Origin of the sequence: Shewanella sp. UCD-FRSSP16_17 (assembly GCF_001675935.1) — a bacterium.
GTDB lineage: Bacteria > Pseudomonadota > Gammaproteobacteria > Enterobacterales > Shewanellaceae > Shewanella > Shewanella japonica.
This window is the reverse complement of record NZ_LZFV01000049.1, coordinates 102,409-127,828: the sequence shown is the minus strand read 5'-3', so window position 1 is coordinate 127,828 and position 25,420 is coordinate 102,409. Positions and strand designations below refer to the sequence as shown.

Annotated in this window: 20 protein-coding genes and 1 pseudogene; 11 read left to right on the top strand and 10 right to left on the bottom strand. The window is 40.6% G+C overall.

The annotated features are described in order from the left end of the window. Positions 1–166: 166 nt before the first annotated feature. Positions 167–1,226, bottom strand: a pseudogene (locus A9267_RS20905) (IS110 family transposase). 100 nt (positions 1,227–1,326) lie between these two features. Between A9267_RS20905 and A9267_RS20900 the strand changes: the two are divergent. Together A9267_RS20900 and A9267_RS20895 are read left to right on the top strand one after the other, a co-directional pair. Continuing rightward, positions 1,327–1,719, top strand: a complete 393-nt coding sequence (locus A9267_RS20900; RefSeq protein WP_065110612.1) for a hypothetical protein — start codon at positions 1,327–1,329, stop codon at positions 1,717–1,719. 103 nt (positions 1,720–1,822) lie between these two features. Beyond that, positions 1,823–2,599, top strand: a complete 777-nt coding sequence (locus A9267_RS20895) for a hypothetical protein (RefSeq protein WP_065110611.1) — start codon at positions 1,823–1,825, stop codon at positions 2,597–2,599. 53 nt (positions 2,600–2,652) lie between these two features. On the opposite strand, the gene A9267_RS20890 is transcribed toward A9267_RS20895, so the two are convergent. Further along, a complete protein-coding gene (locus A9267_RS20890; protein ID WP_065110610.1) occupies positions 2,653–2,832 on the bottom strand; it encodes a DUF6435 family protein in 180 nt (59 codons plus the stop codon). Between the two features lie 557 nt (positions 2,833–3,389). Here A9267_RS20890 and A9267_RS20885 point away from each other — a divergent pair. Together A9267_RS20885 and hrpA are read left to right on the top strand one after the other, a co-directional pair. Continuing rightward, positions 3,390–3,806, top strand: coding sequence for a CBS domain-containing protein (locus tag A9267_RS20885; RefSeq protein ID WP_055024722.1), 417 nt, complete (start codon positions 3,390–3,392; stop codon positions 3,804–3,806). Positions 3,807–3,947: 141 nt separating this feature from the next. Continuing rightward, positions 3,948–7,823 (top strand): ATP-dependent RNA helicase HrpA, encoded by a 3,876-nt coding sequence (gene hrpA, locus A9267_RS20880; protein WP_065110609.1) that lies wholly within the window; start codon positions 3,948–3,950, stop codon positions 7,821–7,823. A 590-nt stretch (positions 7,824–8,413) separates the two neighbouring features. Here the strand turns inward: hrpA and A9267_RS20875 are convergent. Further along, on the bottom strand, positions 8,414–8,863 hold the full coding sequence (locus A9267_RS20875; RefSeq protein WP_055024720.1) for a hypothetical protein: 450 nt from the start codon (positions 8,861–8,863) through the stop codon (positions 8,414–8,416). Positions 8,864–9,476: 613 nt separating this feature from the next. On the opposite strand from A9267_RS20875, the gene sigZ reads away from it, so the two are divergent. From sigZ to A9267_RS20860, 3 genes are all read left to right on the top strand, one after another. Continuing rightward, positions 9,477–10,025, top strand: coding sequence for an RNA polymerase sigma factor SigZ (gene sigZ, locus A9267_RS20870; RefSeq protein ID WP_065110608.1), 549 nt, complete (start codon positions 9,477–9,479; stop codon positions 10,023–10,025). A gap of 247 nt (positions 10,026–10,272) precedes the next feature. Beyond that, on the top strand, positions 10,273–11,724 hold the full coding sequence (locus A9267_RS20865) for a glutathione synthase (RefSeq protein ID WP_443018817.1): 1,452 nt from the start codon (positions 10,273–10,275) through the stop codon (positions 11,722–11,724). 106 nt (positions 11,725–11,830) lie between these two features. After that, the gene (locus A9267_RS20860; RefSeq protein ID WP_231919236.1) at positions 11,831–13,060 is read left to right on the top strand and encodes a MalY/PatB family protein; all 1,230 of its coding nucleotides are present in this window, start codon (positions 11,831–11,833) and stop codon (positions 13,058–13,060) included. Between the two features lie 80 nt (positions 13,061–13,140). On the opposite strand, the gene pta is transcribed toward A9267_RS20860, so the two are convergent. Next, the gene (gene pta, locus A9267_RS20855; protein WP_055024717.1) at positions 13,141–15,285 is read right to left on the bottom strand and encodes a phosphate acetyltransferase; all 2,145 of its coding nucleotides are present in this window, start codon (positions 15,283–15,285) and stop codon (positions 13,141–13,143) included. A gap of 63 nt (positions 15,286–15,348) precedes the next feature. Further along, a complete protein-coding gene (gene ackA / locus A9267_RS20850) occupies positions 15,349–16,548 on the bottom strand; it encodes an acetate kinase (RefSeq protein WP_065110606.1) in 1,200 nt (399 codons plus the stop codon). 175 nt (positions 16,549–16,723) lie between these two features. Here ackA and yfbV point away from each other — a divergent pair, with 175 nt between their 5' ends. Next, positions 16,724–17,167, top strand: coding sequence for a terminus macrodomain insulation protein YfbV (yfbV, locus tag A9267_RS20845; RefSeq protein WP_055024715.1), 444 nt, complete (start codon positions 16,724–16,726; stop codon positions 17,165–17,167). 18 nt (positions 17,168–17,185) lie between these two features. On the opposite strand, the gene pflA is transcribed toward yfbV, so the two are convergent. Beyond that, positions 17,186–17,920: a pyruvate formate lyase 1-activating protein gene (pflA, locus tag A9267_RS20840; RefSeq protein WP_119969429.1), complete on the bottom strand. Its 735-nt coding sequence runs from the start codon at positions 17,918–17,920 to the stop codon at positions 17,186–17,188. Positions 17,921–18,006: 86 nt separating this feature from the next. After that, on the bottom strand, positions 18,007–20,289 hold the full coding sequence (gene pflB, locus A9267_RS20835) for a formate C-acetyltransferase (RefSeq protein WP_055024713.1): 2,283 nt from the start codon (positions 20,287–20,289) through the stop codon (positions 18,007–18,009). Between the two features lie 649 nt (positions 20,290–20,938). Between pflB and focA the strand changes: the two genes are divergently transcribed. Continuing rightward, a complete protein-coding gene (gene focA, locus A9267_RS20830) occupies positions 20,939–21,940 on the top strand; it encodes a formate transporter FocA (protein ID WP_065110605.1) in 1,002 nt (333 codons plus the stop codon). 202 nt (positions 21,941–22,142) lie between these two features. On the opposite strand, the gene A9267_RS20825 is transcribed toward focA, so the two are convergent. From A9267_RS20825 to A9267_RS21985, 3 genes are all read right to left on the bottom strand, one after another. Further along, positions 22,143–22,469, bottom strand: coding sequence for a DUF3861 domain-containing protein (locus A9267_RS20825; protein ID WP_065110604.1), 327 nt, complete (start codon positions 22,467–22,469; stop codon positions 22,143–22,145). Between the two features lie 89 nt (positions 22,470–22,558). Beyond that, positions 22,559–22,849, bottom strand: a complete 291-nt coding sequence (locus tag A9267_RS21990) for a DUF2798 domain-containing protein (protein ID WP_197495576.1) — start codon at positions 22,847–22,849, stop codon at positions 22,559–22,561. 33 nt (positions 22,850–22,882) lie between these two features. Further along, positions 22,883–23,074 (bottom strand): hypothetical protein, encoded by a 192-nt coding sequence (locus A9267_RS21985; protein ID WP_197495575.1) that lies wholly within the window; start codon positions 23,072–23,074, stop codon positions 22,883–22,885. 101 nt (positions 23,075–23,175) lie between these two features. Here A9267_RS21985 and A9267_RS20815 point away from each other — a divergent pair, with 101 nt between their 5' ends. Together A9267_RS20815 and yfcC are read left to right on the top strand one after the other, a co-directional pair. Next, positions 23,176–23,604, top strand: coding sequence for a MarR family winged helix-turn-helix transcriptional regulator (locus A9267_RS20815; RefSeq protein WP_065110603.1), 429 nt, complete (start codon positions 23,176–23,178; stop codon positions 23,602–23,604). 307 nt (positions 23,605–23,911) lie between these two features. Then, a complete protein-coding gene (yfcC, locus tag A9267_RS20810) occupies positions 23,912–25,390 on the top strand; it encodes a putative basic amino acid antiporter YfcC (protein WP_065110618.1) in 1,479 nt (492 codons plus the stop codon). The last annotated feature ends 30 nt before the right edge of the window (positions 25,391–25,420 follow it).

The following is a 25,420-nucleotide window of genomic DNA, read 5'->3' as shown; positions in this document are numbered from 1 at the left end:
TGATTTGCGCTTGAGCAAAGATCTCATTCGTTAAACAGTATTACTGACTCTTTCGAGCAAGATGTACTTCCCAACTAACCAGATTCAATTGCTCTCGGTCTGACCGTGTTATCGTCAATTGCTAATGCGTCGACTCGGTGGGGTTAACCGTGTGGGTTAAACCTTTTTACGTTTTTACATAGTTAACTTGGTATTCATTACCCGATTGAAGTAATGACCAAATTAATCGTGCATTCTTTGCTGCTAGGGCGATGACAGCCCGTTTAAAGCCTCTACGCTCGATAAGCGCTTTAATCCACAAACTGGTTCCATCCATTTTGTTAGTACAGTTTGCGATGACAGCGCGAGCACCGTGTATTAATGAGGTGCGGATATGCTTCTCACCGCGTTTACTTATTCTGCCTAACGTCGGCTTGCCACCTGTTGAATATTGTTTGGGTACTAAGCCTATCCAAGCTGCGAATTGGCGGCTAGTTGAAAAGTGTTTCGCATCACTAACTGTGGTTACAACGGCTGTAGCGGTGACTTCACCAATGCCTGGAATAGTCATTAAACGCTTGGCGTTTTTCATTTGATTAACAAGGGCATAAAGCTTCCTATCAGACTTTAATATGTCTTGGTTTTGTAGCTTGATGCTTTGCCATAAGTCATTGAGTAGCTCTCTTGCTAAAGCGGGTAATGCGTTGTCGGTATCTTCTAAGATTTCAACAATGTGCTTTTGTGCTGGATAGCGACCTTTAGGCATGATGATGCCGAATTCTGATAGCAAGCCGCGTAAACGATTAATTATGGCAGTACGGTCTTTGATTTGACCTTGCCTAATGCGATGTAAGCATAAAACAGCTTGTTGTTCTTCGCTTTTAATACTGACAAAGCGTGTTTTAGGTCTTGTTACTGCTTCACATATTGCTTCAGCATCATTGGCATCGTTCTTTTCACTTTGGCGGTAAGGGATAACAAATTTAGATGCCACTCTAAGCTAGTAAGGAGTACGTACGTCGTGGCCGTATTTTGTAAATTCTCTTGCCCAGTAGTGTGCACCAGAGCACGCTTCCATACCGATAATACAAGGTGGAATGTTAGCGGTTTTCTCTAACAGCTTGTTTCTTTTAACTGTTTGCTTTAGTTTAGTTTTACCGTATTCATCAACACCATGAATACTAAAAACTAATTTGGCTGCTTTTGATATAAAAAAGAGTGATGCCAATTGCTTTAATTAAGGACATATGGACTCTCCTTGATTGAATGTTTGCACTTTCAATATGGCACATCGCGGCCATTTGGTAAGGGGAGTCCATATCATTCGTTAGTATGCCAGGAGGGTGTATGAGGAAGTTCATACTAGTGCTTATTGTATGGTCAAATATTGCTTCTGCTGATGACTGTCGTTTTGAGTCTGAGCAAGCTAGATATGATGTAAGCAATGCTTCCAAAGATGCTGAATTAACCTTTGATAAGTCAGGAGTTTCATTTATATCTGTAGCTAACGGCATTGCTCCTGCGCGTCCTGCATTTGACGATATTGAGATGACTGTTTGCGTAGTATTGGAAACTGAGTGGGAAACTTTGTGGGTTGGTGCTGATAGTTCAGTTTGTGGGGCCTCAAGTGATTTAATAACCAAGGCGTTTTCCTATGCAGAGGCATTCAACAAGAGAATGCTTAATCTTGCTGCAACTAGTGAGTCCTATAAGTGTGCCGATGAACTGCCGGCATACTAACAAGGCGCTGCAGGCGGATCGCAATCAAGTTGGCTGTTGCGAGTGCCTCGCTGAGTTTAGCCAACTTAATTGCTTCCGCTGAGCGGGGCGTTAGCTTCTTAAAATGATCAAGAAAATATTACTAACCATCATCGCTATCCCCGTTTTTCTATTGCTCGTAAAGTGCACTTCGGAGAGTCTACGAACGCACAGTGTTGTAGAGGTTGGTGAGACAAAGCTATGTATTCCTAAAGAATACGAGTTAAGTGTAAATATACCGTATCTCTGGTTCGTAAGCGGGCTTGATGAAGATGCTGCTGGCGGCCTTTACATTATTTCAGCGAGCGAAATGTCGGAGTCTGTTGAAGGGTATACGAAAAGCCATATAAACCAACACAACGTAGACCTGGCACATGACATCACAGGTATTATTTGGGCTCAAAGCCAAATAGGAAGTCCTGATGGTTTGGCCGAGAAAGCATGGAATCTTGCTAGTACCGAAAAGCAACCCCATCATATTTACAATGCAAGCTTAGATCTGTATGAACTAGGTGATAAGCGCTTTATTGATACATGGTGGCACTTGGCTCGTACCGTGCCAGAAGGAAAAAATAAAGAGCGCCCTAGTGGTTGGTACTTTGGTTACTGTTCTGGTAAAAAGCCGGAAAACTATCATTGTACCCAAGACCTATACTACAAAGATCTCTATTTCGACTACAAAGTAAAGTATCAGGACATTCATGTAGCTGGTGGCGTAAAAGAGTTTATAGGTAATAAATTTAAACAATGGGAGCTGGCGTGTGAAAGCTATCAAGCGCATGTTGTCGGACTGGTTTTCCGCTACGCTCCAAACCAGCCGCAATATGGGCGTTACAAACTCATCCCTGTTCATTGGCGATAGGACATTAACTCATTTATTTTAGGAGCATTTTTGCCACCGAAAGCGCTATCAAGTTATCCCTTTGTTAGCCGCTCTAGCTCTTGAATTTGTTTTACAATGTCTTCTGCTTCTGCGGTAATCATTGAATAAGATTTTATATCGCCATTTCTTTGTGCATACATGGCTTGTTCAAGTTTAGCTTCATAAGCTTTATTGAGTTTTTTGATGGGGTCTTGCTTGAATATCGAAAACATACCAATCACTTTTAAATAGGCTTTTGCATTAGTACGTTTTTAAATAGGTTTTAGTTTTATAATTTTCAATTAATTATTATGAAGAGTTTAACTGTTGGCTTTCCAATCAGCCCCAGTTGCTTGTGTCTTGATGCTAATGTTCTGAATTCAGCTAGCATACTGGTTTCACGCATGTCGAGCTTGAGCACTAACAGTACCATTATTAACGGCTGCTGATATGTTATTGGCCTTTATTTGATGCAGATGAATGACGGCTACAAATATGTAAGCTGTTATGACTCGTCTTTTAAGGCAAGTCTGTTACTCATCAATCTTTTTTCATCCCCTTAAATTCCTGTTACGACAATCGAGTTATTCAATCAACGTATTTTGCTAAATTTGACTACACTAATATTAGTACAATTATTAGTACGATTATTAGTACGATTATTAGCACGATAACTAAACCAAAGATGAGATGTCGTCGATACTGAAAATGTAGAGTATTGATTTTTAATGACTAAACATTAATAGTCGATTGAACACGAGCGCTGACGTTAAAATTAAAGGGGTAATATATGGATTCAATTCAAATTTCAGAATATATGGACCGCCAACCTGTGTTGTTAAAAGCCAATATGTCGTTAGCAACGGCTGTAGAGCATTTACTAACGAAGAACAAAGCTGGTGCCGCTGTGATTGATAATGACGGTCAGCTGGTGGGCTTTTTATCTCAACAGGATTGCTTATCAGTGATGCTAAAAAGCAGTTATCATTGCGATATGACAGAAACCGTTAAAGACTGCATGAAAACGGATGTACTGACAGCAACACCTGATGGCAGTATCTTACAGTTGGCTGAACAGATGTTAGGGGCAAAACCTAAAATTTATCCAGTAGTAGAAGGCAGTAAAGTCGTTGGTACGATTAATCGAACTGATGTGTTAAAGGCAATGAACATCTATATGCAGCAATGTTATTTAACGCCAGCCTAAGTTGCCAGCAAAGCTGTTTAACAAACAGAATTTTGGCCTGAGTCAACGAGGGCTTTTTGTTTTGATTCCTTTAAACTAATACCATTCAGTCTAGTTCCTTGCTAGGATCGCAGTTTTTGAAATACTTGCTAGGAATTAGATTTGAATTCGGACCAACACCCGCTCTCTAAAGCATACCTAAACTCTTGTTATCAAACCGATGCGGCAAGAATTCGTCGTCGTTTGTATCAATTAAACAAAGAGCCGCAGTCTGAAAAGAAAGTTCAAGTCTTAGCCAAGTTAGCTGAACAAGCCACTCAAGCCTATGAAAAGGCTCAACTAAGGCTAAAAAATAGCCCTAAAGTCACTTATCCAGATGCTTTACCTGTCTCTCAAAAACGCGATGACATAGCCTCAGCGATTGCGAATAACCAGGTCGTCATTGTTGCGGGTGAAACAGGATCTGGTAAAACAACCCAGCTACCCAAAATATGTTTAGAGCTAGGCCTTGGTACACGTGGTTTAATTGGCCACACTCAACCAAGGCGTCTTGCAGCAAGAAGCGTTGCTAATCGCGTTGCTGAAGAAATTAACAGCCCGCTAGGCGAGGTTGTTGGTTTTAAAGTGCGTTTTGCAGATGCCATAAGTCCAGACAGTTACGTTAAATTAATGACTGATGGTATTTTACTGGCAGAATTAACCTCTGATAAATTTTTAAATCAATACGATGCCATCATTATTGATGAGGCGCATGAGCGTAGTTTAAACATTGATTTCATCTTAGGTTACCTCAAGCAGGTGCTGAAAAAGCGACCTGATTTAAAAGTGATCATTACTTCGGCAACCATTGATGTTGAGCGATTCTCTAAGCACTTTAATAATGCGCCAGTCATTGAAGTATCGGGTCGAACCTTCCCTGTTGAAACGCGTTATCGACCATTAGTCCGTGATACCGATGCTGACTTAGATGTGAGTGATGGTATTTTCTCCGCTGTTGATGAGCTAATGGCTGAAGGCCCTGGCGATATTTTGATTTTCATGAATGGCGAACGTGAAATTCGAGATACCGCAGAAATGCTGCGTAAGCAAAAGTACCGTGATACAGAAGTGCTGCCTTTGTACGCGCGTCTATCATATGGCGAACAATCTAAAGTCTTTAAAAGTCATATCGGCCGCCGTATAGTGTTGGCAACCAATGTGGCTGAGACGTCATTAACTGTACCTGGGATCCGCTATGTGATTGACCCAGGTACCGCTCGAATTAGCCGTTATAGTTACCGTACTAAAGTACAACGTTTGCCGATTGAACCTATTTCTCAAGCCAGCGCAAATCAGCGTCAAGGTCGCTGTGGACGTGTTGGTCCTGGTATTTGTATTCGTTTATATGATGAAACTGATTTTATTCAGCGTCCTGAGTTTACCGATCCTGAAATCTTACGTACCAATCTTGCCTCGGTTATTTTGCAGATGTTAGCCATTGGGCTAGGCGATATTGCGGGTTTCCCATTTATACAGCCTCCTGAGCAAAAGCATATCCGTGATGGCTTCTTACTGCTAGAAGAGCTGCAAGCCGTTAAACAAAAACGCAAAGAGTTAGTGCTGACCAACCTTGGGCGTAACTTAGCAAAAATCCCACTCGATCCTCGTCTTGCTCGTATGGTACTTGAAGCGAAAGACATGAGTTGTTTGCATGAAGTCATGGTTATTGCTTCAGGTTTATCTATTCAAGATCCTCGAGAAAGACCGATTGAAAAGAAACAAGCTGCAGATGAGTGCCATCGTCGCTATGCCGATAAAGACTCTGATTTTGTTAGCTGGGTTAATTTATGGAATTACTTAAAAGATCAAAAAAGCGAATTGTCAGCAAGCCAGTTCAGAAAGCAATGTCGTGAAGAATACTTAGCGTATTTGCGTGTACGTGAGTGGCAAGATTTATATACCCAGATTAAACAAGCGGTACACGATTTAAAATGGCGTTTAAATGACACACCAGCCAGTTACGATAATTTACATAAAGCGTTGTTATCAGGCTTGTTAAGCCACATTGGTTTTAAAGATGCGAATAATGAATATCTTGGTGCACGCAACCGTAAGTTTTTTGTATTTCCTGGCTCGCCTTTAGCGAAAAAAGGCCCGAAATGGATAATGGCGGCTGAGCTCACTGAAACTTCTCGCTTATTTGCCAGATGCTGCGCCAAAATTCAACCAGAGTGGTTAGAGCCTTTAGCTGCACATTTGATTAAGAAAAATCATCTAGAGCCACATTTTGAAGCGAAGCCTGCCAGTGTCATCGCATTTGAAAATCAGGTGCTATATGGCCTAACAGTGGTTAATCGCCGTAGAGTGCAATATGGGCCTATTGATCCTGTTGAAGCTCGTGAAATCTTTATTCGCAGCGCGTTAGCTGAAGGGCAGTTACATACAAAAGAGCCTTTCTTTATTAAAAATCAGCAACTGCTGAATGATATTGAATCGTTAGAACATAAATCTCGACGCCGTGATATTTTAGTGGATGAGCAGGTGCTGGTGGACTTTTATGATCCGCTTATTCCACAAGGTATTTATAATGCGCCACTATTCTTTAAATGGTGGAAACAGGCACGTAAAGAAACGCCAAAGCTACTGGACTTTAATCAAGACTTATTGATGCAGCGCAGTGCAGATCATATTTCAGCGTTAGATTTCCCTGAAGTATGGCAAAAAGCTAACTTGGGTTTACAAGTGAGTTATCACTTCGAGCCTGCCGCTGTTGATGATGGGGTGTCGGTGCACATTCCTGTGGCGTTGATAAACCAAGTTGATACTGAAGATTTTGATTGGTTAGTACCAGGGCTTCGTGAAGAAAAAGTCGTGGCGCTGATTAAGTCATTGCCTAAAAATCTTCGCCGTAATTTTGTGCCTGCGCCAGATTATGCTCGCGCCTGTGTACAAGCTATGGAGCCTTTTTCAATGCCGCTGCTTGATGCAATGTGTAAGCAGTTACTTCGCATGACAGGTACACGTATAAGTGGTGATGATTTTGACTTAACTCAGTTAAGTGCTCATTTAACAATTAACTTTAAAATTGAAGATGATAAGCACCGCCTAGTGGATCAGGGGCGTGATTTAGATTCTTTAAAAGATAAGTTGCAAGGTGTGGTGGCAAAAGCCATTCGTAATGTGGCGGAAGAGGGAATTGAAAAGAAAGACATCACAACATGGTCATTTGGGGATTTACCAAAGCAATATCAAAAACGTAAAGGTAATTACGAAGTTAAAGCTTATCCAGCGTTAATTGATGAGAAAGATCAAGTCTCTATTAAATTGTTTGATGATGAGTTTGAAGCTGAGCGTCAACATCGTATTGGTTTACGTCGATTATTACTGATTAATATTCCGTCTCCGGTGAAGCACTTACAAAAAGCGCTGCCAAATAAAGCTAAACTTGCGATGTACTTCAATCCATTTGGGCAAGTACAGCTGTTAATTGATGACATTATTTCGGCTTCGGTTCAGCAATTGCTAGATGAGAAAAAGCTTGATGTGCGTAACGAAGCACAGTTTGAACAAGCTAAAGATTGGGTAAGACAAGAGCTTAATACTTATGCTGAGCAAATCTCACTGCAAGTAGAGCAAGTGTTGACGATTTATCAACGTATTAAAAAGCGTTTAAAAGGTAAAATCAGTTTAGATATTGCTTTTGCGATGAGTGATATTAATACCCAGTTAGATAAATTGGTGTTTAAAGGTTTTGTTGAGCACTGTGGCTGGAGTCGTCTTACTGATGTGGCGAGGTATTTAAAAGCGATTGAAAATCGTTTGGATAAATTACCGGTTGATCCAACTCGTGATCGACTTCATATGCAGAGTATTAGTAAAGTACAAGACTTGTTAAATGCGCAATTAGCCAAAGTGCCTAAAACTCAGCCTGTACCTGAAGTATTAGTTGAAGCACGTTGGATGATCGAAGAATTCCGTGTTTCATGTTTTGCGCAAGTCCTAGGTACAGCGTATCCCATTTCTGAAAAACGCATTGTGGTACAAATCAGTCAAGTGTAATACTTGTCATGCGTGATTAACCTGTTAAACGCCCAGTACAATTCGTATTGGGCGTTTTTGTATATAGCTTTATTCTTTCTTCGTGTTTATCTGGTATTGGTTGAAAAGCAGCAAGTGTTAAAGCATATTGTGTCGATTGTTACTTTAAATTAGCGAAAAACTCTGAAAGTGTGATCTAATATGTAACACTTTCAGTTTTACCTATCAAAAAAGCCACTTTAAATGAGTATTTTACAAAACGAACATACATTTCTGAAAGTTTTTCGTAATTTTTGTGGGATTGGTGGTGTTAGATTGCTATAATCCGTTTCAAGAAGTAAAGATGGCTACAGCTTCTCTGTAAAGGTAAATGTCACCCCCTATATAATAGACATGCCTTACCCCCTATAAAACGGCCTAAGATTGATAGGAGTTACTATGGAAGTTCATGAATACGAAAACGCTTATTATCAAGTAAAAGATGACGTTCTAGAGTCACTACCTACTGAAGAAGAATAAGCTGATTGAACTAATATTATTAGCTCTTTCACAAGCATAAAAAAAACAGCCTAGGCTGTTTTTTTTATGCTTGTGAATCTGAAGATATGAAATTATCCTTCAATTCGGCCTTTTTCTGTTAGCACTTCCACAATAATCCAACTCTTACCATTTTTGACTAACTTGATTGTGCGGTCATCGACCCATGGGCTACCACCACGTAAACCTTCCATTTTCACTTTAACATCAACTTCATCAGTAAATTTACGGAAAAAGTCGATATCAATATCATCAATTGACATGTTCACATCTGTCATTGAAAGCCCAAGTACATGACGCTGGACTGCCGATGCAATATGGTAATGAGACATGATGTCTTTGAGTTCTTGATTGACAAACACTTTCGCTTTATTGACATCTTTATCAACATATATAGCACGGAAAAAACCTAAAGAAACTTCTTCAGGTGACAATGCTTTTTCAAGGCGACCTTGTTGTCTTTCTTCTGAGGGGGTACACGCAGCGAAGAAAAATAGGCTAATAAGAACAAAAATTTTATGCATATTAATCAGGAATTATTGTTATGTAGTATTAGTATCGCTATTTCAATGCGACGATACAAGTTACCTATGATCAAAGCATTAAAATTGAATAAATTCTTGACTCATCAATCAACACATGTCATACCTTAAGTAACTTCAATATACACCTGCGGTAACAACTCGGTGTATAACTTAATGTTATCCACAGAATCTGTGGACAACTATGTTGAATACTATTAGCCTTAATTGCAAGGTTATGAAATTCAACATTTTTTAACGCTGGTTAAAAAATAACACCTCAATTTTTCCTGTGCTAAACTATTCATTTTATCCCCTAAATTATGTTTCTTTATGCAATTTATTGCTTGCTATTTAAAAATATTTCGCGCAAGAAACGTTAGATTAAGCAAAATTAATCAATTTCAAATAGCACTGTTTTTGGCTTGATGAAATTAACAAAATAGATCGCCGAACCGTCAGAAAACCGATTTCTCGGCCATTGATTATCGCTAAGATAAACATATAAGCGAGATTTAACACTTACCAAAAAAATGAATGATATTTGCGTCTTTTTATTCTTTATTGCGTCTAGGGTATTGAGTAACGTTTTTTATCGAGTTGAGATTAACTTTATATGATATCTGAATGGCAAAACCATAAAACACAGCTACGCGGTTATGTAAGTCAACGCATTGATGACGACAGTGCGGTTGATGATATTTTGCAAGAGGTTTATATCAAAGCCAGTGGTAATTTACATCAGTTAAAATCCAGAGGCAGCCTCAAAAGCTGGTTATATCGTATTGCACATAATACGATTATGGACTTTTATCGAGAGCGGCAACAATTTGAATCTTTGCCAGATGATTTAATGGCTGAAGAGCTCGATACAGGTAAAGAAGCAAGAGAGGAGCTCGCTCAATGTTTAGGGCCTTTAATTGACGAGTTGCCAGAAAAATATGCTAAGCCATTGCGCCTCGCTGAGCTTGAGGGGGTTTCTCAACAAAGGATTGCAGAACAACTTGGTTTATCTTTATCTGGAGCGAAGAGTCGAATCCAAAGAGGCCGAGTTAAATTTAGGCAACAAATGATGGCATGTTGTGACTTCGAAGTCGGCCAAGGCGGGATTACGGGCTACACCCCGAAAGACGCAAACCACAGAAAAAAATGTAAATCACCATAATGGGGTTACTGATAAAACCTTGAATCCTGTTGACTCATTTATTAGGACTTCGTCTTAACTGACTTAGAGAGCCCTAACTGCCTCATCTAGTGTTCGGAAACGTTACTCCCGTATTCCAACATGCTCCTTTTTAACATCACGTGGCTAATACTCGTGTAGGAGCTTTATTGCTTTTTTAGGAGAAACTATGAAGTCACTGTTCCAGCCAAGAGCATTAACGCAATCAAAGCCAACAATTTCTCAGCAAATGCTAAATGAAGCCAGTGAGTGGGCGATTATGCATGGGGTGGCTTTTCGCCGAGATGATAATACTGCAAGGCACTGTCCGTTTAGTATTGCGCCGATGACAATGCAGCGGCCCGTGTTTGAGCACTTAATCAAAGTCACTCCACTATTGACTAAGTTAATCGATAGGGTGTCTGAAGATCATGATTTCTTGCAAACACAACTTGCGGATGTGGCTAAAGCCGATCCTTTTTTTAAGCGGTTACTGTCTTTGCATCATCAAGTGCATGGCAGTAAAAATCAACGTTTAACGCCAGCACGTAAACCTCTACTGCTTATGCGAACGGACTATATGGATGATCGTGAGCATGGCGCCAAAGTGATAGAGTTTAATGGCATTGCTGCAGGTATGGCACCATTTGGGCAACGTGCTACAGAGTTACATGATTTCTTACGTCTGCAATGGCCACAAGAGTTTGAGGGCTTTTTAGAGCATAAGCAATCAGTTAGCGCTGACAATAAAGGCCTGACACAACTTGCCTCTGGTATTGCCCAAGCAGCTCAAAAAGTTGCTGCTGATTTTGCCGTTAAGTTCAGCGGAGGAAGTGCACAAACTCAAACAGTGCCGACTTTTTTAATGGTTGTGCAAGAAAATGAAGATAACGTTTATGATCAACATTTATTGGAAGTGGCATTACAGCAACGTGGTATTCGCACTGTAAGAAGGACGTTTGAGCAGTTAAGTTCGCAACTTTCTACAGGAGATCATCAGCGCTTAATTCTAGAGGGCATTGGCGGGATTGATGTTGTTTATCTTAGGGCGGGTTACCAATATGCCGACTATTACTCGCCACAACGAGATGAAGCCATTTGTTGTGAAGCATTAAGTCAAACAAGATTGTTCATTGAGCAGCATCATGTCGCAGTGAATGCGACTTTCAGTCAACAGCTAGCTACCAGTAAAACGGTGCAAATGCTGTTGACCATAATGCCTGCTGAAGCTTATTCACGCTGGGGCCTGACATTAGAGGAAGCTCACTTAGTAAAAAGTGTTTTAGCAGAGATGAAACCGATTAATACAGACACCATTAATTGGTTTAATCGTCATCCCAATAAACAAGAGTGGGTGCTAAAAAATCAAGGAGAAGGTGGGGGACATTGTGTATTCGGTAAAGATATTAGTGCTAAATTAAATTCTCTGACACCGAAAGAGTACGATGCTTGGGCGTTAATGCAGCGTTTGTTTCCTCATGAACGAGAAGCCGCTACCATTGCCGTGCGAGATAGTGAACAAACGTGGGTGAACGATCTTGTCAGTGAAATAGGCTTATTTACGGCATATTTTGACGGACAACCCGTGACAGCGTTAAATGGTTATGCGGGATACCTTATTCGCAGTAAACCAGCTAGTGAAAATGAAGGTGGGATACACAGTGGTCAAGGGATATTAGACTCATTGGTTTTAGTGGATTGAGTTTATTTAATCTCAATATTTAGAATTATTTTGCATCCTTATTGAGTTTTTTACGTCTTAAAGACAATGAAGTAAAAACAACTTAATATTCCAAAGAGATTCAGAAATGATCAAGCCTTTTAAAAACAGTAAGAATATCGTCAATAGCCAAGTGTTTACCCCAAGTCCTGAGCGCCAAGATATTAGTGACAAATTTATTAAGCACGACAGCAATATGCTCAATCAAATTTATGGTACTACTGATGTAAAACCATATTGGATTGCAGATATGGACTTCCCGATAGCTTCGCCAATCACTCAAGCAATGCAGCAATTAGTTAGTCGTGAGACTTATTCTTATGAGTTTGACTCTACAACCGTGTTCGAATCCATTTCCGCTTGGAATAAAGACCGTCATAACCTTGAACTAACTCCTGAACACTTTGTTCAAGTACCAGGTGTGCTGAGTGCGATTGCTATGTTAATTCGAGACTTTACTCAAGAAGGTGAAGGGGTGTTAATACAAACTCCTGTTTATCATCAATTTCGTAGGTTGATTGAGTCGGCCGGACGCACAGTTGTAGATAACACGCTTAAGATTGAGAACGGGCGATATGTTTTTGATTTTAATGATTTTGAACAGAAGTTAAGTCGCGGTAATGTGGGGATGGTGCTGTTATGCAATCCACATAACCCAGTGGGACGAGTATGGAGCAAGTCAGAATTACAGCAGTTAACGACTATTGCCAAAAAATATCATGTGCTGATTGTGAGTGATGAAGTCCATGCAGATATTGTATTTGAAGGTTCACAATTTACGAGTATGGCCTCATTAGCCTATGAAAATAGCTTAACAATTATTGGTTCACCCGCTAAAAACTTTGGCTTAAATAGTATTTCTAACGGATATATTTATAGTGATAATCCGTCGTTACGTGAAATAATTAAAGCAACATCAGCTTCAATGTCTCTTGATCATGGCAATGCGTTTACCACCCATGCGACGATTGCAGCTTATCAGCATGGCAAAGATTGGTTTGATGCTTTTCTTACTTATACACAAACGACCCGTAATTGGATTGTTGATTTTATGGCCACAGAGCTGCCGCAAGTTATCACCTTTGTGCCAGAAGGCACTAACCAGATTTGGTTTGATTTTACCGGGTTAAATCTAACCGCTGAGCAATTAAAAGCGTTATTGACTAAACAAGCTAAAATGGCACTAACCCCTGGCACTTGGTTTGGTGAAAAGGATGAAAACTTTTATCGAATGAATTTTGCCTCACCATTAGAGCAAGTACAGGCTTCATTTGAGCAGCTTAAAAAAGGTATAGCAGATAGTAAACCTGCTAAATGATTAAAACCTCAAGAGTTAATCTACAAAAAAGCACTGCCTAAGCAGTGCTTTTTTTGTTTAAGCATTAACACAATCTGTGTTTACTGCTCATTCTGTGCCGCTTGAATAGCTGTTAAAGCAATGGTGTAGACAATGTCATCAACGAGTGCGCCACGAGATAAATCGTTGACTGGCTTGCGCATACCTTGAAGCATTGGGCCAATACTGATTAAGTCTGCACTACGTTGAACTGCTTTATATGTCGTGTTACCCGTGTTCAAGTCTGGGAATACGAATACTGTCGCTTTACCGGCAACAGGGCTATCTGGTGCTTTAGAGCGTGCTACATTTTCCATGACTGCAGCATCGTATTGCAGTGGTCCATCAATCACCAGATCTGGGCGTTTTTCTTTGGCGATTTTGGTCGCTTCACGCACTTTATCAACATCGGAACCTGTACCAGATGTACCTGTTGAGTAACTGATCATAGCCACACGAGGCTCAATACCAAAAGCAGCGGCAGATTCAGCTGATTGAATGGCAATATCTGCTAATTGTTCAGGATTTGGATCTGGGTTAATCGCACAATCACCGTAGACTAAAACCTGATCTGGCATCAACATAAAGAAGATAGAAGATACTAAGCTTGACCCTGGCGCAGTCTTAATTAACTGCAGTGGAGGACGAATGGTGTTAGCTGTAGTATTGACTGCCCCAGATACAATACCATCGACTTCATCTTGAGCAAGCATCATGGTACCTAATACCATATTGTCTTCAAGTTGCTCTTTAGCCACGACTTCAGTCAGCCCTTTGTGACGACGTAAATCTAGCATGCCTTCAACATAGCGCTCACGAGCTTGTAGAGGATCAATAATTTGAACACCTTCGCCTAGTACCACATCTTGTGATGAAGCAATACGCAGAATTTCTTCTTCGTTGCCTAAGAGTACGCAGCGAGCAATACCACGTTCAGCACAAATGGCGGCTGCCTTAATGGTTCTTGGCTCTTCACCTTCAGGCAGTACGATGGTTTTCTTAGCCGCACGAGCAAGTTCAGTTAATTTGTATCTGAATGCTGGTGGCGATAAACGATGCTCACGAGGTGAGTTTTGCGTTACGCTTTCAATCCAGCTTTGATCGATATGACTGGCGACATACTCTTGTACTCGGTCAATTCGTACAGCATCATCAACAGGGACTTCATGGTCAAAACGTTGAATATTTAACGAGGTTTGCCATGTATTTGTATTAATCAAAAATACTGGCAAGCCTGTTTCAAAAGCACGTTCACACAGTGCCATGATTTCAGGTTCTGGCTCGTATCCACCCGTCAGCAATAGGGCACCAATCTTGACCCCATTCATTGCCGCTAAACAAGCAGACACAATCACATCAGAGCGATCGCCCGATGTCACTAGCAATGAGTTGGTTCGGATATGAGTAACCATGTTAGGAATACTGCGGGCACAGAAAGTAACTTTACGTAAGCGTCGCGTATTCATTTCACCAGCATTGATGATTTTAGCATTGAGGTGTTTTGCTAAATCAGAAGCTCGAGGTGAAACAAGGTCTAAGTTATATGGCACACTACCTAAGATGCGCAGCGGGCTTTTACCCGGTAGCTGGAACATTGCTGAGGTATCCGTTGTTGATACTTCTGCATGGTCAAAGACTTCAGATAAATCAGGGCGTGCACGACCTTCATCGTCCACTGGAGCGCCAATTTTATTGATGATTGAGCCGATAAGACGTTTGTTTTTAACGCCGCCCCAAGAATTATAAGCAATCTCTAGGCGATTCATTAAGCCATTGGGTGTGTCATTTCCTGGTGTTGCAATGAAAATCACATCAGCATCTAATGCTTTAGCAATTTCAAAGTTAATGTCATCAGAAAATGGGTGATTACGAGTTGGTACTAGACCTTCAATCACGATCGTTTCGGTATTGTCGGCACATTCGCTGGCTCGAGCAATAATTTGCTCCATAAGCACATCGATTTGTTCTGAACGAATTAAGTTTTCAGCATGTTCCATAGTGAATGGTTCAAGCGGGTTAACAGTCGGCGAATGACTTAAAATGGTGGTTGAACGTTCTGGACCATTGTCGCCATTACGGATTTGTGCAATTGGCTTGAAGAATTGAACTTTAACACCTTTGCGCTCTAGCGCACGAACCATCCCAAGGCTTAGTGACGTTAGACCTACACCTGTACCAATCGGGATTAACATAATATTACGAGACATATTTACCTCTAAACTGAGCGTGAATAAAGCCTGAGTTAACAGGCTTCATATCGGGCAAGGGGATTAAGCGCTAATGAGTTTGATAGCGTCTTCTGCGATGACCCACTCTTCGTTAGTCGGGATAACCATTGCCACAGTGCTGTTTTCTTCGGTAATGATGCCATCTTTACCAAAACGCGCGGCTAGGTTTTTCTCTTCGTTTACTTTGAAATTAAAGATAGCCAGCATTTCAAGCACTTTTGCTCGGATAATATCTGAGTTTTCACCGATACCACCAGTAAATACAACGGCATCTAAACGGCCTAATGGCACAGTGTAAGAGGCAATGTATTTCGCTAAACGGTAGCAGAAAATTTCCAGTGCTAAGGTTGCGCCTTTATGGCCATCTTTGTAACCGTCTTCAATGCCACGACAATCGTTGGTTAACTCAGAAATACCTAATAAGCCGCTTTGCTTATTCAATAAGTTATTGACTTCATCAATGGTATAACCAAGTTGGTTAACTAAATGGTAAATGATTGATGGGTCCATATCTCCGCAACGTGTGCCCATAACTAAACCTTCTAGTGGTGTTAATCCCATTGAAGTGTCGACACTTTTGCCGCCTTTTATGGCCGTAACTGAAGCGCCGTTACCTAAATGTGCAACAATCACATTCGTATCAGTGGTGTCTTTATTTAACACTTTTGCCGCTTCACGGCTTACAAATAAGTGGCTGGTGCCATGCATGCCGTAGCGGCGGATACCATGTTCACGATACAACTTATAAGGAAGGGCATAGATATAAGCTTGCTCAGGCATGGTTTGGTGGAATGCGGTATCAAAAACAGCAACTTGTGGCAGAGCAGGGAATGAAGCCATAGCAGCTCGGATACCAATTAAATGTGCTGGGTTATGAAGTGGCGCTAGTGAAGCACAATCTTCAATACCACTGATCACATCTTCATTAATGATCACTGAGCGAGAATATTTTTCGCCACCATGAACGATACGATGACCGATAGCTTGAATTTGAGCGGCAAGCTCTGGCTGATCAGCAAGGATATTATTAACGATAAATTCAACTGCTTCACGGTGAGCAGTAAATGCGCCTAATTTAGCTTCATTTTTAGCGCCGTTAACTTTCCACTTTATGCGTGAATCTTCTAAACCGAAGCATTCAGCAAGTCCTGATATGTGATCATCACCTGAAACAGCATCAATAACAGCAAATTTTAAAGAAGAGCTACCGCAGTTGAGTACCAGTACGAGTTTTTCTGACATGTTGAGACCTTATTAGTCTGATCGAGCAAAATTAAAATTGATGTGAAATGTGTTATTTCAACTATCAATCATAGTTAATGATTTACTAAACAGCCGATAAATTTACCGTAAATTTGGGGCTCAATATCGCTGTGTGCTATGGTGCATATATATTTCTAACTTGTAGGGCATACCGTTGAACGTAAACGTGTTCAAAATCATAGGTGACGGTCGACGTTACATGAAGACGTGGCCTATGGTTCGGCAACTTGGGTTTTATTTCCCTGAATATCGTGTTGTCAGAGCAACCCATCTTGGCATTTTATTGATGCCGTTATTTGCTATCTTGGCTGCTTGTAGCCAAGTGTATGTTAATGGCTGGGCGTTTTTACCCCAAGCTATTGCCTTAATGCTATTTTTTATCAGTTTGCCTATCCAAGGTTTACTCTGGCTGGGCTGGCGTGCCCGACACCCTTTGCCGATAACCTTATTTGATTGGACAAATCAGTTAACCGCCAAAATGAGTTCAATGGGCATATCTTGCCAACCCCTTGGGGCTAAAGCGTGTTATTTAGATATGGCGTTGATACTCAAAATGGCATTTGAACGTTTAGATAAAAGTTATTGGGAGCAACTGTAAGTCTTTGCTCGCCAACGATTAATAATCTGCTTTAATTCCACGCTCAGTAAAGACGGCTTTTATGGCTTCCATAGTCTCTTTGCTGGGTGGCTTAATGTCTGTTAACGAATAGCTTTCACCAAATGCTTCCCACTTGTGCGTGCCAAGTTGGTGATAAGGCAATAATTCTACCTTTTCAACATTTTCCATAGGCTGTATGAAGTCTGCCAAAGCTTTAGCTGAGTCAATATCCTCAGTAAAACCATCAACTACCACATATCTCACCCAGGTTTTTTGATTGCGCTTCGCTAAATGTTTTGCAAACTGTAATGTTCGTTGATTACTCACCTTGGTTAAATCGATGTGCTTAGCATCATCCATTTGTTTTATATCAAGTAACACTAAGTCGGTATTGTCGAGTAATTCATCAATGACGGGCGTGTATTTACGCACAAAACCATTGGTATCAAGACAGGTATGCAGATCATTAGCTTTGCATGCTTTGAAAAGTTCGTTAACGAATTCAGCTTGAAGGATAGCTTCACCACCAGTGGCAGTTACTCCACCAGATTGTAGGAAAGGTTTGTAACTAATGATTTGGCTCATTAGTTCATCAACAGTGACTTCTTTGCCGCCGTCTAAATCCCACGTATCGCGATTGTGACAGTATTGGCATTTCATTAGGCAGCCTTGCATAAAGGCGACATAACGAATGCCTGGACCATCAACGGTACCAAATGATTCTATAGAGTGGATACGACCTGTGGTCATGATGTCTCCAAACAAGCAAAAAAAGAGGTTGTACTCGTTTTTATTAATGAAACACTAATAAAGTTAAGTACAACCAATTTTAAGAATTATTACAAGCCTTTAGTGAAAGTACGTGTAATTACATCTTGCTGTTGTTCAGGTGTTAGAGCGTTAAAGCGAACAGCGTAGCCTGAAACTCGAATAGTTAATTGAGGGTATTTCTCAGGGTTAACGATGGCATCTTCTAACATTTCACGGTTCATCACGTTAACGTTTAAATGCTGACCACCTTCGCTATTGGCGTTACTCATAAAGTAGCCGTCCATTAATGATGCTAAGTTGGCGCGGCGACCTAATTCATCTTTACCTAACGCATTTGGTACGATAGAGAAAGTATAAGAAATACCGTCTTGTGCATGAGCAAAAGGCAGTTTCGCTACTGATGTAAGTGATGCAATCGCACCGTTTTCATCACGGCCATGCATAGGGTTTGCACCTGGAGCAAATGGCGCGCCAGCAGGACGTCCATCAGGTGTCGTACCTGTTTTCTTACCATAAACCACGTTAGAGGTAATGGTTAAGATTGATTGCGTTGGAATAGCGTTACGGTACATTTTCTTAGTACGGATTTTCGCCATGAAACGTTCAACTAAATCACAAGCTATGTCATCTACGCGTGGGTCGTTGTTACCAAACTTCGGATATTCACCAGAAATATCAAAGTCGATAGCAATTCCATCTTCATCACGAATAGGCTTAACAGTGCCAAACTTAATTGCAGATAAAGAATCCGCTGCAATAGAAAGACCTGCAATACCACATGCCATAGTACGACGTACATCACGGTCATGAAGCGCCATTAATGCAGACTCGTAAGAGTATTTGTCGTGCATGTAATGTATAGAATTAAGCGCTGTCACGTATTGTGTTGCTAACCAATCCATTAAGCCGTCTAAACGGTTCATTACATCATCAAAGTCAAGTACATCTGAAGTGATGGCATCTGCTTTAGGTGCAACTTGGATTTTTAACTTTTCATCCACGCCGCCATTGATGGCGTAAAGCATGGTTTTTGCTAAGTTAGCGCGAGCACCAAAGAACTGCATGTGTTTACCCACAATCATCGGGCTAACACAACATGCAATAGCATAATCGTCAGATTCAAAATCTGGACGCATTAGGTCGTCATTTTCGTACTGGATAGAGCTAGTATCGATAGATACTTTTGCACAGTAGTTTTTAAACCCTTGTGGTAACGCATTCGACCATAAAACAGTAATGTTTGGTTCAGGGCTTGGGCCCATGTTGTATAGGGTATGTAAGAAACGGAAGCTGTTCTTAGTGACTAAAGTGCGGCCGTCTAGACCCATACCTGCAACTGATTCAGTTGCCCAAATTGGGTCGCCTGAGAATAATTCATCATATTCTGGAGTACGTAAGAAACGCACCATACGCAATTTCATCACAAAATGGTCAACCATTTCTTGCGCTTGTTCTTCAGTTAATACGCCGTTAGCAATATCGCGCTCAATGAAGATATCAAGGAATGAAGAAGTACGGCCTAAAGACATTGCTGCGCCATTTTGGCTTTTCACTGCGGCAAGGTAACCAAAGTAAGTCCATTGGATGGCCTCTTTAGCATTGGTCGCAGGTAATGAAATATCACAGCCGTATTTTGCAGCCATTTTTTTCATTTGGCCTAAGGCGCGGTGTTGCTCTGCAATTTCTTCACGTAATTGCATCGTGTTTGATAAATCCTCACCCGCTTCAAAACCAGCTTGAAGTGAAGAGAATTGAGCAAACTTATCTTGCATTAGGTAGTCGATACCGTAAAGCGCGATACGACGGTAATCACCAATGATACGACCACGGCCGTATGCATCTGGCAAGCCAGTCAATACACCTGATTTACGACATGCCATGATTTCTGGCGTGTAAATATCGAAAACACCTTGGTTATGTGTTTTACGTAGTTCTGAATAGGTGTACTTGATGTCTTCGTTTAGTACGCGGTCATAAGCTTTGCAAGAACCTTCAACCATACGAATACCACCGTTAGGTAGCATGGCACGCTTTAAAGGAGCATCAGTTTGCAAACCAACAATGGTTTCTAACTCTTTGTTAATGTAACCAGCGTCATGAGAGGTAATGGTTGATACCATTTCAGTATCGAAATCAACAGGGGCATGTGTGCTGTTCTCTTGCTTGATCCCTTCCATCACTTTGTCCCAAAGTGTGGTAGTTGCTTGAGTAGCACCAGCTAGAAAAGACTCGTCGCCTTCATAAGGAGTGTAGTTTTTCTGAATAAAATCGCGAACGTTAACTTCAGTTTTCCAATCACCAGCTTCAAAACCTTGCCAAGCGTTTGCAAATAATTCTGTTTTATCGGTCATGGTATTTTACCTTCTCGTCAATTAACTGTTGATCTGCCATTTAATGGTAATGGGTAACTGTTACAACCAAGCTGGCAGTTCAAAAAATTGAGACCCCTATTAATGGATAATTGCAAGGGCATCTAATCTGTGTGCTAGCACCATAATATTTTTACAATGTCAGCGAAAATTTGTTAAACTATAAATTGGTAAGACCAATTTACCTAATGAATATTATCATAGCTTCTATGCAACATCACTTAATTAAATCAAAATTGAGTAAGATATCGACAAAAATGTTAGCTGGGTAACACTTTTTGAGCAAACAGTTTTCTATTTAGCCAAGAGTGACTACCCTTGCGACACTCCAAATGCACACTTTGTCATGCTTTCTTGTTGTGATGATGATTTGCTATACTGATATATAGCATTTTTTAGATAAGCTGATAGTTTATTAGCGATGTTTAATTGTAAATTTGTCAAAAGTGATTGAGTTTTGATACTGGTAATCTTGGTCTTACCAATTTACTTTTGTGTATCTTGTTAAGAGTGATGCGTGTTTGTTTTTGGTTTCAATAATGGTTATCACAACACTCGTTGCTTGATATTGATACGCTTAAAGTGTGCATGGTAAGTGTTGTTTATTTTTAAAAAGCGATTTGAGGTTTTTATGCAAAAATTAACTGGGCAAGATCAACAGCAAGACGCTGAAATTGCCGATGAGATAACCCCAACATCGCATGAGCAGGTTAATTGCCCGCCGAAAACAGTGAATACCTCCCCAGCGCCGTCAAATTCGACCTATCAGCAAGCTGAATCATTTGGCTTAGCCAAAATAGCCAAAAGCCCTTGGCAATCTTTTACTTTATCGATTTTTGCTGGTGCTTTTATTGCCATTGCCTTTGTATTTTATGTCACGGTGACGACAGGAAGCACCAGTGATTGGGGAATGACTCGTTTTATTGGCGGTCTGGCTTTCAGCTTAGGGCTAATTTTAGTAGTAGTGTGTGGAGCTGAGTTGTTCACCAGTACGGTATTAACCTCAATTCCTTGGGCACAAAAACAAGTGAAAACATCAACCCAATTGCAATGCTGGGCGAGAGTTTATGCAGGCAACTTAGTTGGCGCCTTATTGATGGTGCTTCTGATTATGATGTCACGCATGTTCGAGTTAAATGGCGGGCAATGGGGGCTAAATGCACTTAATATTGCCCAACATAAAATACACCATACTTGGGTACAAGCTTTCACTTTAGGCATTTTATGTAACATGCTTGTATGTCTAGCGGTTTGGATGACTTTTGCGACAAAAGATTTACTGACCAAATCATTATTAATGATGCTGCCTGTTGCAATGTTTGTCAGTAGTGGTTTTGAACATAGCATTGCGAATATGTTTATGGTGCCATTAGGGGTTGCGATTCATGCTTTTGCTCCTGAAAGTTTTTATGTTGCGCTTAATATCAGCCCAGAACAATATGCTGACTTAACTTTATTAAGCTTTGTGTTTAATAACCTTATCCCTGTGACACTAGGTAATATTGTTGGTGGTGGGGTCTTTATTGGACTTGGTTTTTGGTTAGTACAACAAGGGCAGTTAACTATTGGTTCGCAGGGCGCGAGTCATGGGTCCTTAGTGACTAAAGCGGAACAAAAAGATTCGCTAAGATAAACGTTATCAAATAACCCTCTTTTAAAAAGCTCAGCAAATGCTGGGCTTTTTGTATTGATTCATTCAAAACCAATTTAAATCAGCTAAGAGTGATCGATGTTAGCATCGCCAGTTACAACGCTATTTACAGCTAAGTGATTTACATTTAGACAATTTATAATTAGGCGATCTACCATTAATCCTCTTACAAACTTATGGCACATTAATTAATCGCTTGCTGCTTTACTGCCTGTTTAACAGTGCTTTTTAGATGATGCATAAAGTTTTTAAAATGTGGCATAAACTCGGCGAATAGTGGATGCTTGCGGTTTTGCATCATTATCGGGCCCAATAATCTTAATCCCAATGCCACTTTAGTGGCTTCTTGAGGCTCAAGGCCGCTACCTTTTTGCAGTTTTTCAACGACATTCAGTACATCTTCTCTATCTTGAAATTCAAAATCTAACGTTTGACCGGTTTGGTTATCAGCGAGATTGATTTCTTCAATCGTAATACGGTACTGATGACCTTTGTGTAAAATCGTATTCATAATTAATACCTTTATATGTAGTGTGATACTGGATTTATCACGATAAAAAATGACTGATGATGTTTTGAATAACCTGGCTAAAATCAAGGTTAGCTTTTAAGAATGGCTTCGACTTTAGGCTTTATCGTTAATGAGACGGTTATCATCATGACAAGAGCAACGGGTAAGGCTGCCAGCACGGTTTGCGACCATGCAGAAAGCAGGATAGACATATCATTGATTCCGATACTGTTAATGACAGTTGATAAGGCAATGCCCGATTCCATAAGACAGGCCATCGTGAGACCGATTAATACATTGCGTACTTTTTCACTTGCATGAGGCAGGTATTTCTCGGTGAGTTTGGTCAGTACCACCATTAATGTAAAACCGATTGGCATGATAGTGACCGCAGCTAAAGCAAAAGCAGAAAACTAGTCTGCAAAAAAGGTGTCACTCAAGCCAAGATTCATATAAGTCATGAAGCCTGTTAATGTGCCGCCCATAAGTGACATCATTCCCATAACCGTAAGTATTTTTACGATAATCGAGGCTTTTTGTTGACCCACTTTAGGCTCATTAATTTGTTCAATTTGCGAAGAGGTCATTACGGCTTGTGGATTCATTGTTATCCTCTTGTCTTGTGATTTGGTTTAACTTGGTTGATAATGTCAACTATATTCCTTTTTGGTTGACAATGTCAACTAGTTTTTGGTGAGGGTGAATTATGCAAGATCGAAAATCCTTAGAAGGTTTGTTTCAATTAGTACATGTATTGAAAAGGCAACTACATGATAATATTGAACAACTTGATATAGATGTGGCGCCAATGCATGTCAGAGTGCTTAAAATAATTAATAAAAAATCACCGTGTACAGCGATAGACATTGCTAACTTTTTAAATCGAGATAAAGCCCAGGTAACAAGGTTACTGAACACGTTAATCACTCAGGGCTTGATTGTGAAAGAGCCGAACCCAGAAGATAAGCGCAGTCAATGTTTGCGTTTAACCGAAGAAAGTCAGCTTATCATGGGTAAGATTAATCAGATTGATAAACAGATATATCAACAAATGACGCAAGGGCTAGCTGATGATGAATTAACTCTTTTTCAAACAGTGGCGCAAAAAATGGTGGTTAATTTAAATACAAAGTGAATATGAATCGCTGCTTAAATCTCACTGAAAAACAGACTGTCACTCGACAGCTAATGCTGTGGTTCAATAACTCAATTACGGTTTATTTTCGGTGCGATTTCAAAGCATATGGGAATTTTTTATTAGCTATTGTAGTATGCCAGTGTCATAAAAATGCCTAATGCGTTGGCATTAATCCATATAACAATAACTTAAAAATGGACTGTAAATGAATTCGCCACATCAAGAACCAGTAACTTCCGACTCATCCCAAGGCAATTCGCCTCAAGCACATTCCACCAACTTGACAGGTAACACCACAAGGCAGATGCCAGATACCTTGGTGATTATCTTTTTTGTTGCTCTTGCTGCTGCGTTGCTGACCTATATTATCCCTATCGGTTCTTTTTCAACTCTAGATGCTCATTATGTTATCGACGGAGCAGAAAAAACACGCACGGTAATCGACCCTAATTCGTTTCAATATGCTTTAGATGACGCTGGCGAGCCTAAAGTTGAGCCTATCTCGTTGTTTAAAGGCCATGGCGAGGTTGGCTTTTTTAATTTTGCCTTTGAAGGTATGGTGTCTGGCTCTAAATGGGGCAGCGCCATCGGGGTGATTATGTTCATGCTCGTCATTGGAGGCTCCTTTGGTGTCGTGATGGCAACGGGCACCATAGATAACGGTATTTTGCGGTTAATTGATAAAACTCAAGGCAATGAAAAACTCTTTATTCCGGTGATATTCAGTTTGTTTTCATTGGGCGGCGCAGTATTTGGAATGGGCGAGGAGGCCATTGCATTTGCGATTATTATTTGCCCGTTAATGATTCGATTAGGTTACGACTCCACCTGTACTGTGATGGTGACTTATGTTGCAACTCAAATTGGTTTTGCCAGCTCTTGGATGAACCCATTTAGTGTGGCAATTGCACAAGGCATTGCTGGGGTGCCTGTACTTTCTGGTGCAGGTGTTCGTGCCATAATGTGGTTTGGTTTCACGCTAATTGGTATTGCTTTTACCATGCGTTATGCCAGTAAAATTCAACAAACGCCAACAGCATCTTTTAGTTACGAGTCGGATCAATTTTTCCGTGATAACCAGCAAGGTCATGTCAAAGACAGTCGTTTTAATCTTGGTGATATTTTAGTGCTACTGACTATAGTTGGCACAATTGCCTGGGTGATATGGGGCGTGATTGCACATGCTTGGTTTATTCCAGAAATTGCTAGCCAGTTCTTTACGATGGGAATTATCGTGGGGGTGATTGGGGTTGTATTTAACCTAAATGGTTTAAATATGAATAAGGTTGCAGTGAGTTTTAAGCAAGGTGCAGGCACGATGCTTGAGCCTGCAGTATTGGTAGGTTGTGCTTCTGGTATCTTGTTATTACTCGGCGGTGCTGGCGCAGCTGAACCGAGTGTGCTGAACACTATTTTGCACAGTGCAGGGAATGTCATTGGCCAATTACCTACAGCACTTTCAGCTTGGTTTATGTTGTTGTTTCAGTCGGTGTTTAATTTCTTTGTGACTTCAGGCTCTGGTCAAGCTGCGTTAACTATGCCCTTAATGGCGCCTCTTGCTGATCTTGTCGGAGTGACCCGTCAAGTTGCGGTGTTAGCGTTTCAATTAGGTGATGGCTTTACCAATGTATTGGTGCCAACGTCTGCTTCTTTAATGGCGACGTTAGGGGTATGTCGTGTGGATTGGGGCAATTGGTTTAAGTTTATTTGGCGCTTTATGGTGGGCTTATTTGTATTATCTAGTATGACGGTTGTTGCTGCTCATTACTTTGGGTTTAGTTAATCTTTTAGCTAATCTTTTAGCTAATCTTTT

Bases quoted from the DNA above. Each gene is read 5' to 3' on its own strand.
- A9267_RS20900 (WP_065110612.1), top strand. From the start codon at position 1,327: ATGAGGAAGTTCATACTAGTGCTTATTGTATGGTCAAATATTGCTTCT.
- A9267_RS20895 (WP_065110611.1), top strand. From the start codon at position 1,823: ATGATCAAGAAAATATTACTAACCATCATCGCTATCCCCGTTTTTCTA.
- A9267_RS20890 (WP_065110610.1), bottom strand. From the start codon at position 2,832: ATGTTTTCGATATTCAAGCAAGACCCCATCAAAAAACTCAATAAAGCT.
- A9267_RS20885 (WP_055024722.1), top strand. From the start codon at position 3,390: ATGGATTCAATTCAAATTTCAGAATATATGGACCGCCAACCTGTGTTG.
- A9267_RS20875 (WP_055024720.1), bottom strand. From the start codon at position 8,863: ATGCATAAAATTTTTGTTCTTATTAGCCTATTTTTCTTCGCTGCGTGT.
- sigZ (WP_065110608.1), top strand. From the start codon at position 9,477: ATGATATCTGAATGGCAAAACCATAAAACACAGCTACGCGGTTATGTA.
- A9267_RS20865 (WP_443018817.1), top strand. From the start codon at position 10,273: ATGCTAAATGAAGCCAGTGAGTGGGCGATTATGCATGGGGTGGCTTTT.
- A9267_RS20860 (WP_231919236.1), top strand. From the start codon at position 11,831: ATGATCAAGCCTTTTAAAAACAGTAAGAATATCGTCAATAGCCAAGTG.
- pta (WP_055024717.1), bottom strand. From the start codon at position 15,285: ATGTCTCGTAATATTATGTTAATCCCGATTGGTACAGGTGTAGGTCTA.
- ackA (WP_065110606.1), bottom strand. From the start codon at position 16,548: ATGTCAGAAAAACTCGTACTGGTACTCAACTGCGGTAGCTCTTCTTTA.
- pflB (WP_055024713.1), bottom strand. From the start codon at position 20,289: ATGACCGATAAAACAGAATTATTTGCAAACGCTTGGCAAGGTTTTGAA.
- focA (WP_065110605.1), top strand. From the start codon at position 20,939: ATGCAAAAATTAACTGGGCAAGATCAACAGCAAGACGCTGAAATTGCC.
- A9267_RS20825 (WP_065110604.1), bottom strand. From the start codon at position 22,469: ATGAATACGATTTTACACAAAGGTCATCAGTACCGTATTACGATTGAA.
- A9267_RS21990 (WP_197495576.1), bottom strand. From the start codon at position 22,849: ATGCCAATCGGTTTTACATTAATGGTGGTACTGACCAAACTCACCGAG.
- A9267_RS21985 (WP_197495575.1), bottom strand. From the start codon at position 23,074: ATGAATCCACAAGCCGTAATGACCTCTTCGCAAATTGAACAAATTAAT.
- A9267_RS20815 (WP_065110603.1), top strand. From the start codon at position 23,176: ATGCAAGATCGAAAATCCTTAGAAGGTTTGTTTCAATTAGTACATGTA.
- yfcC (WP_065110618.1), top strand. From the start codon at position 23,912: ATGCCAGATACCTTGGTGATTATCTTTTTTGTTGCTCTTGCTGCTGCG.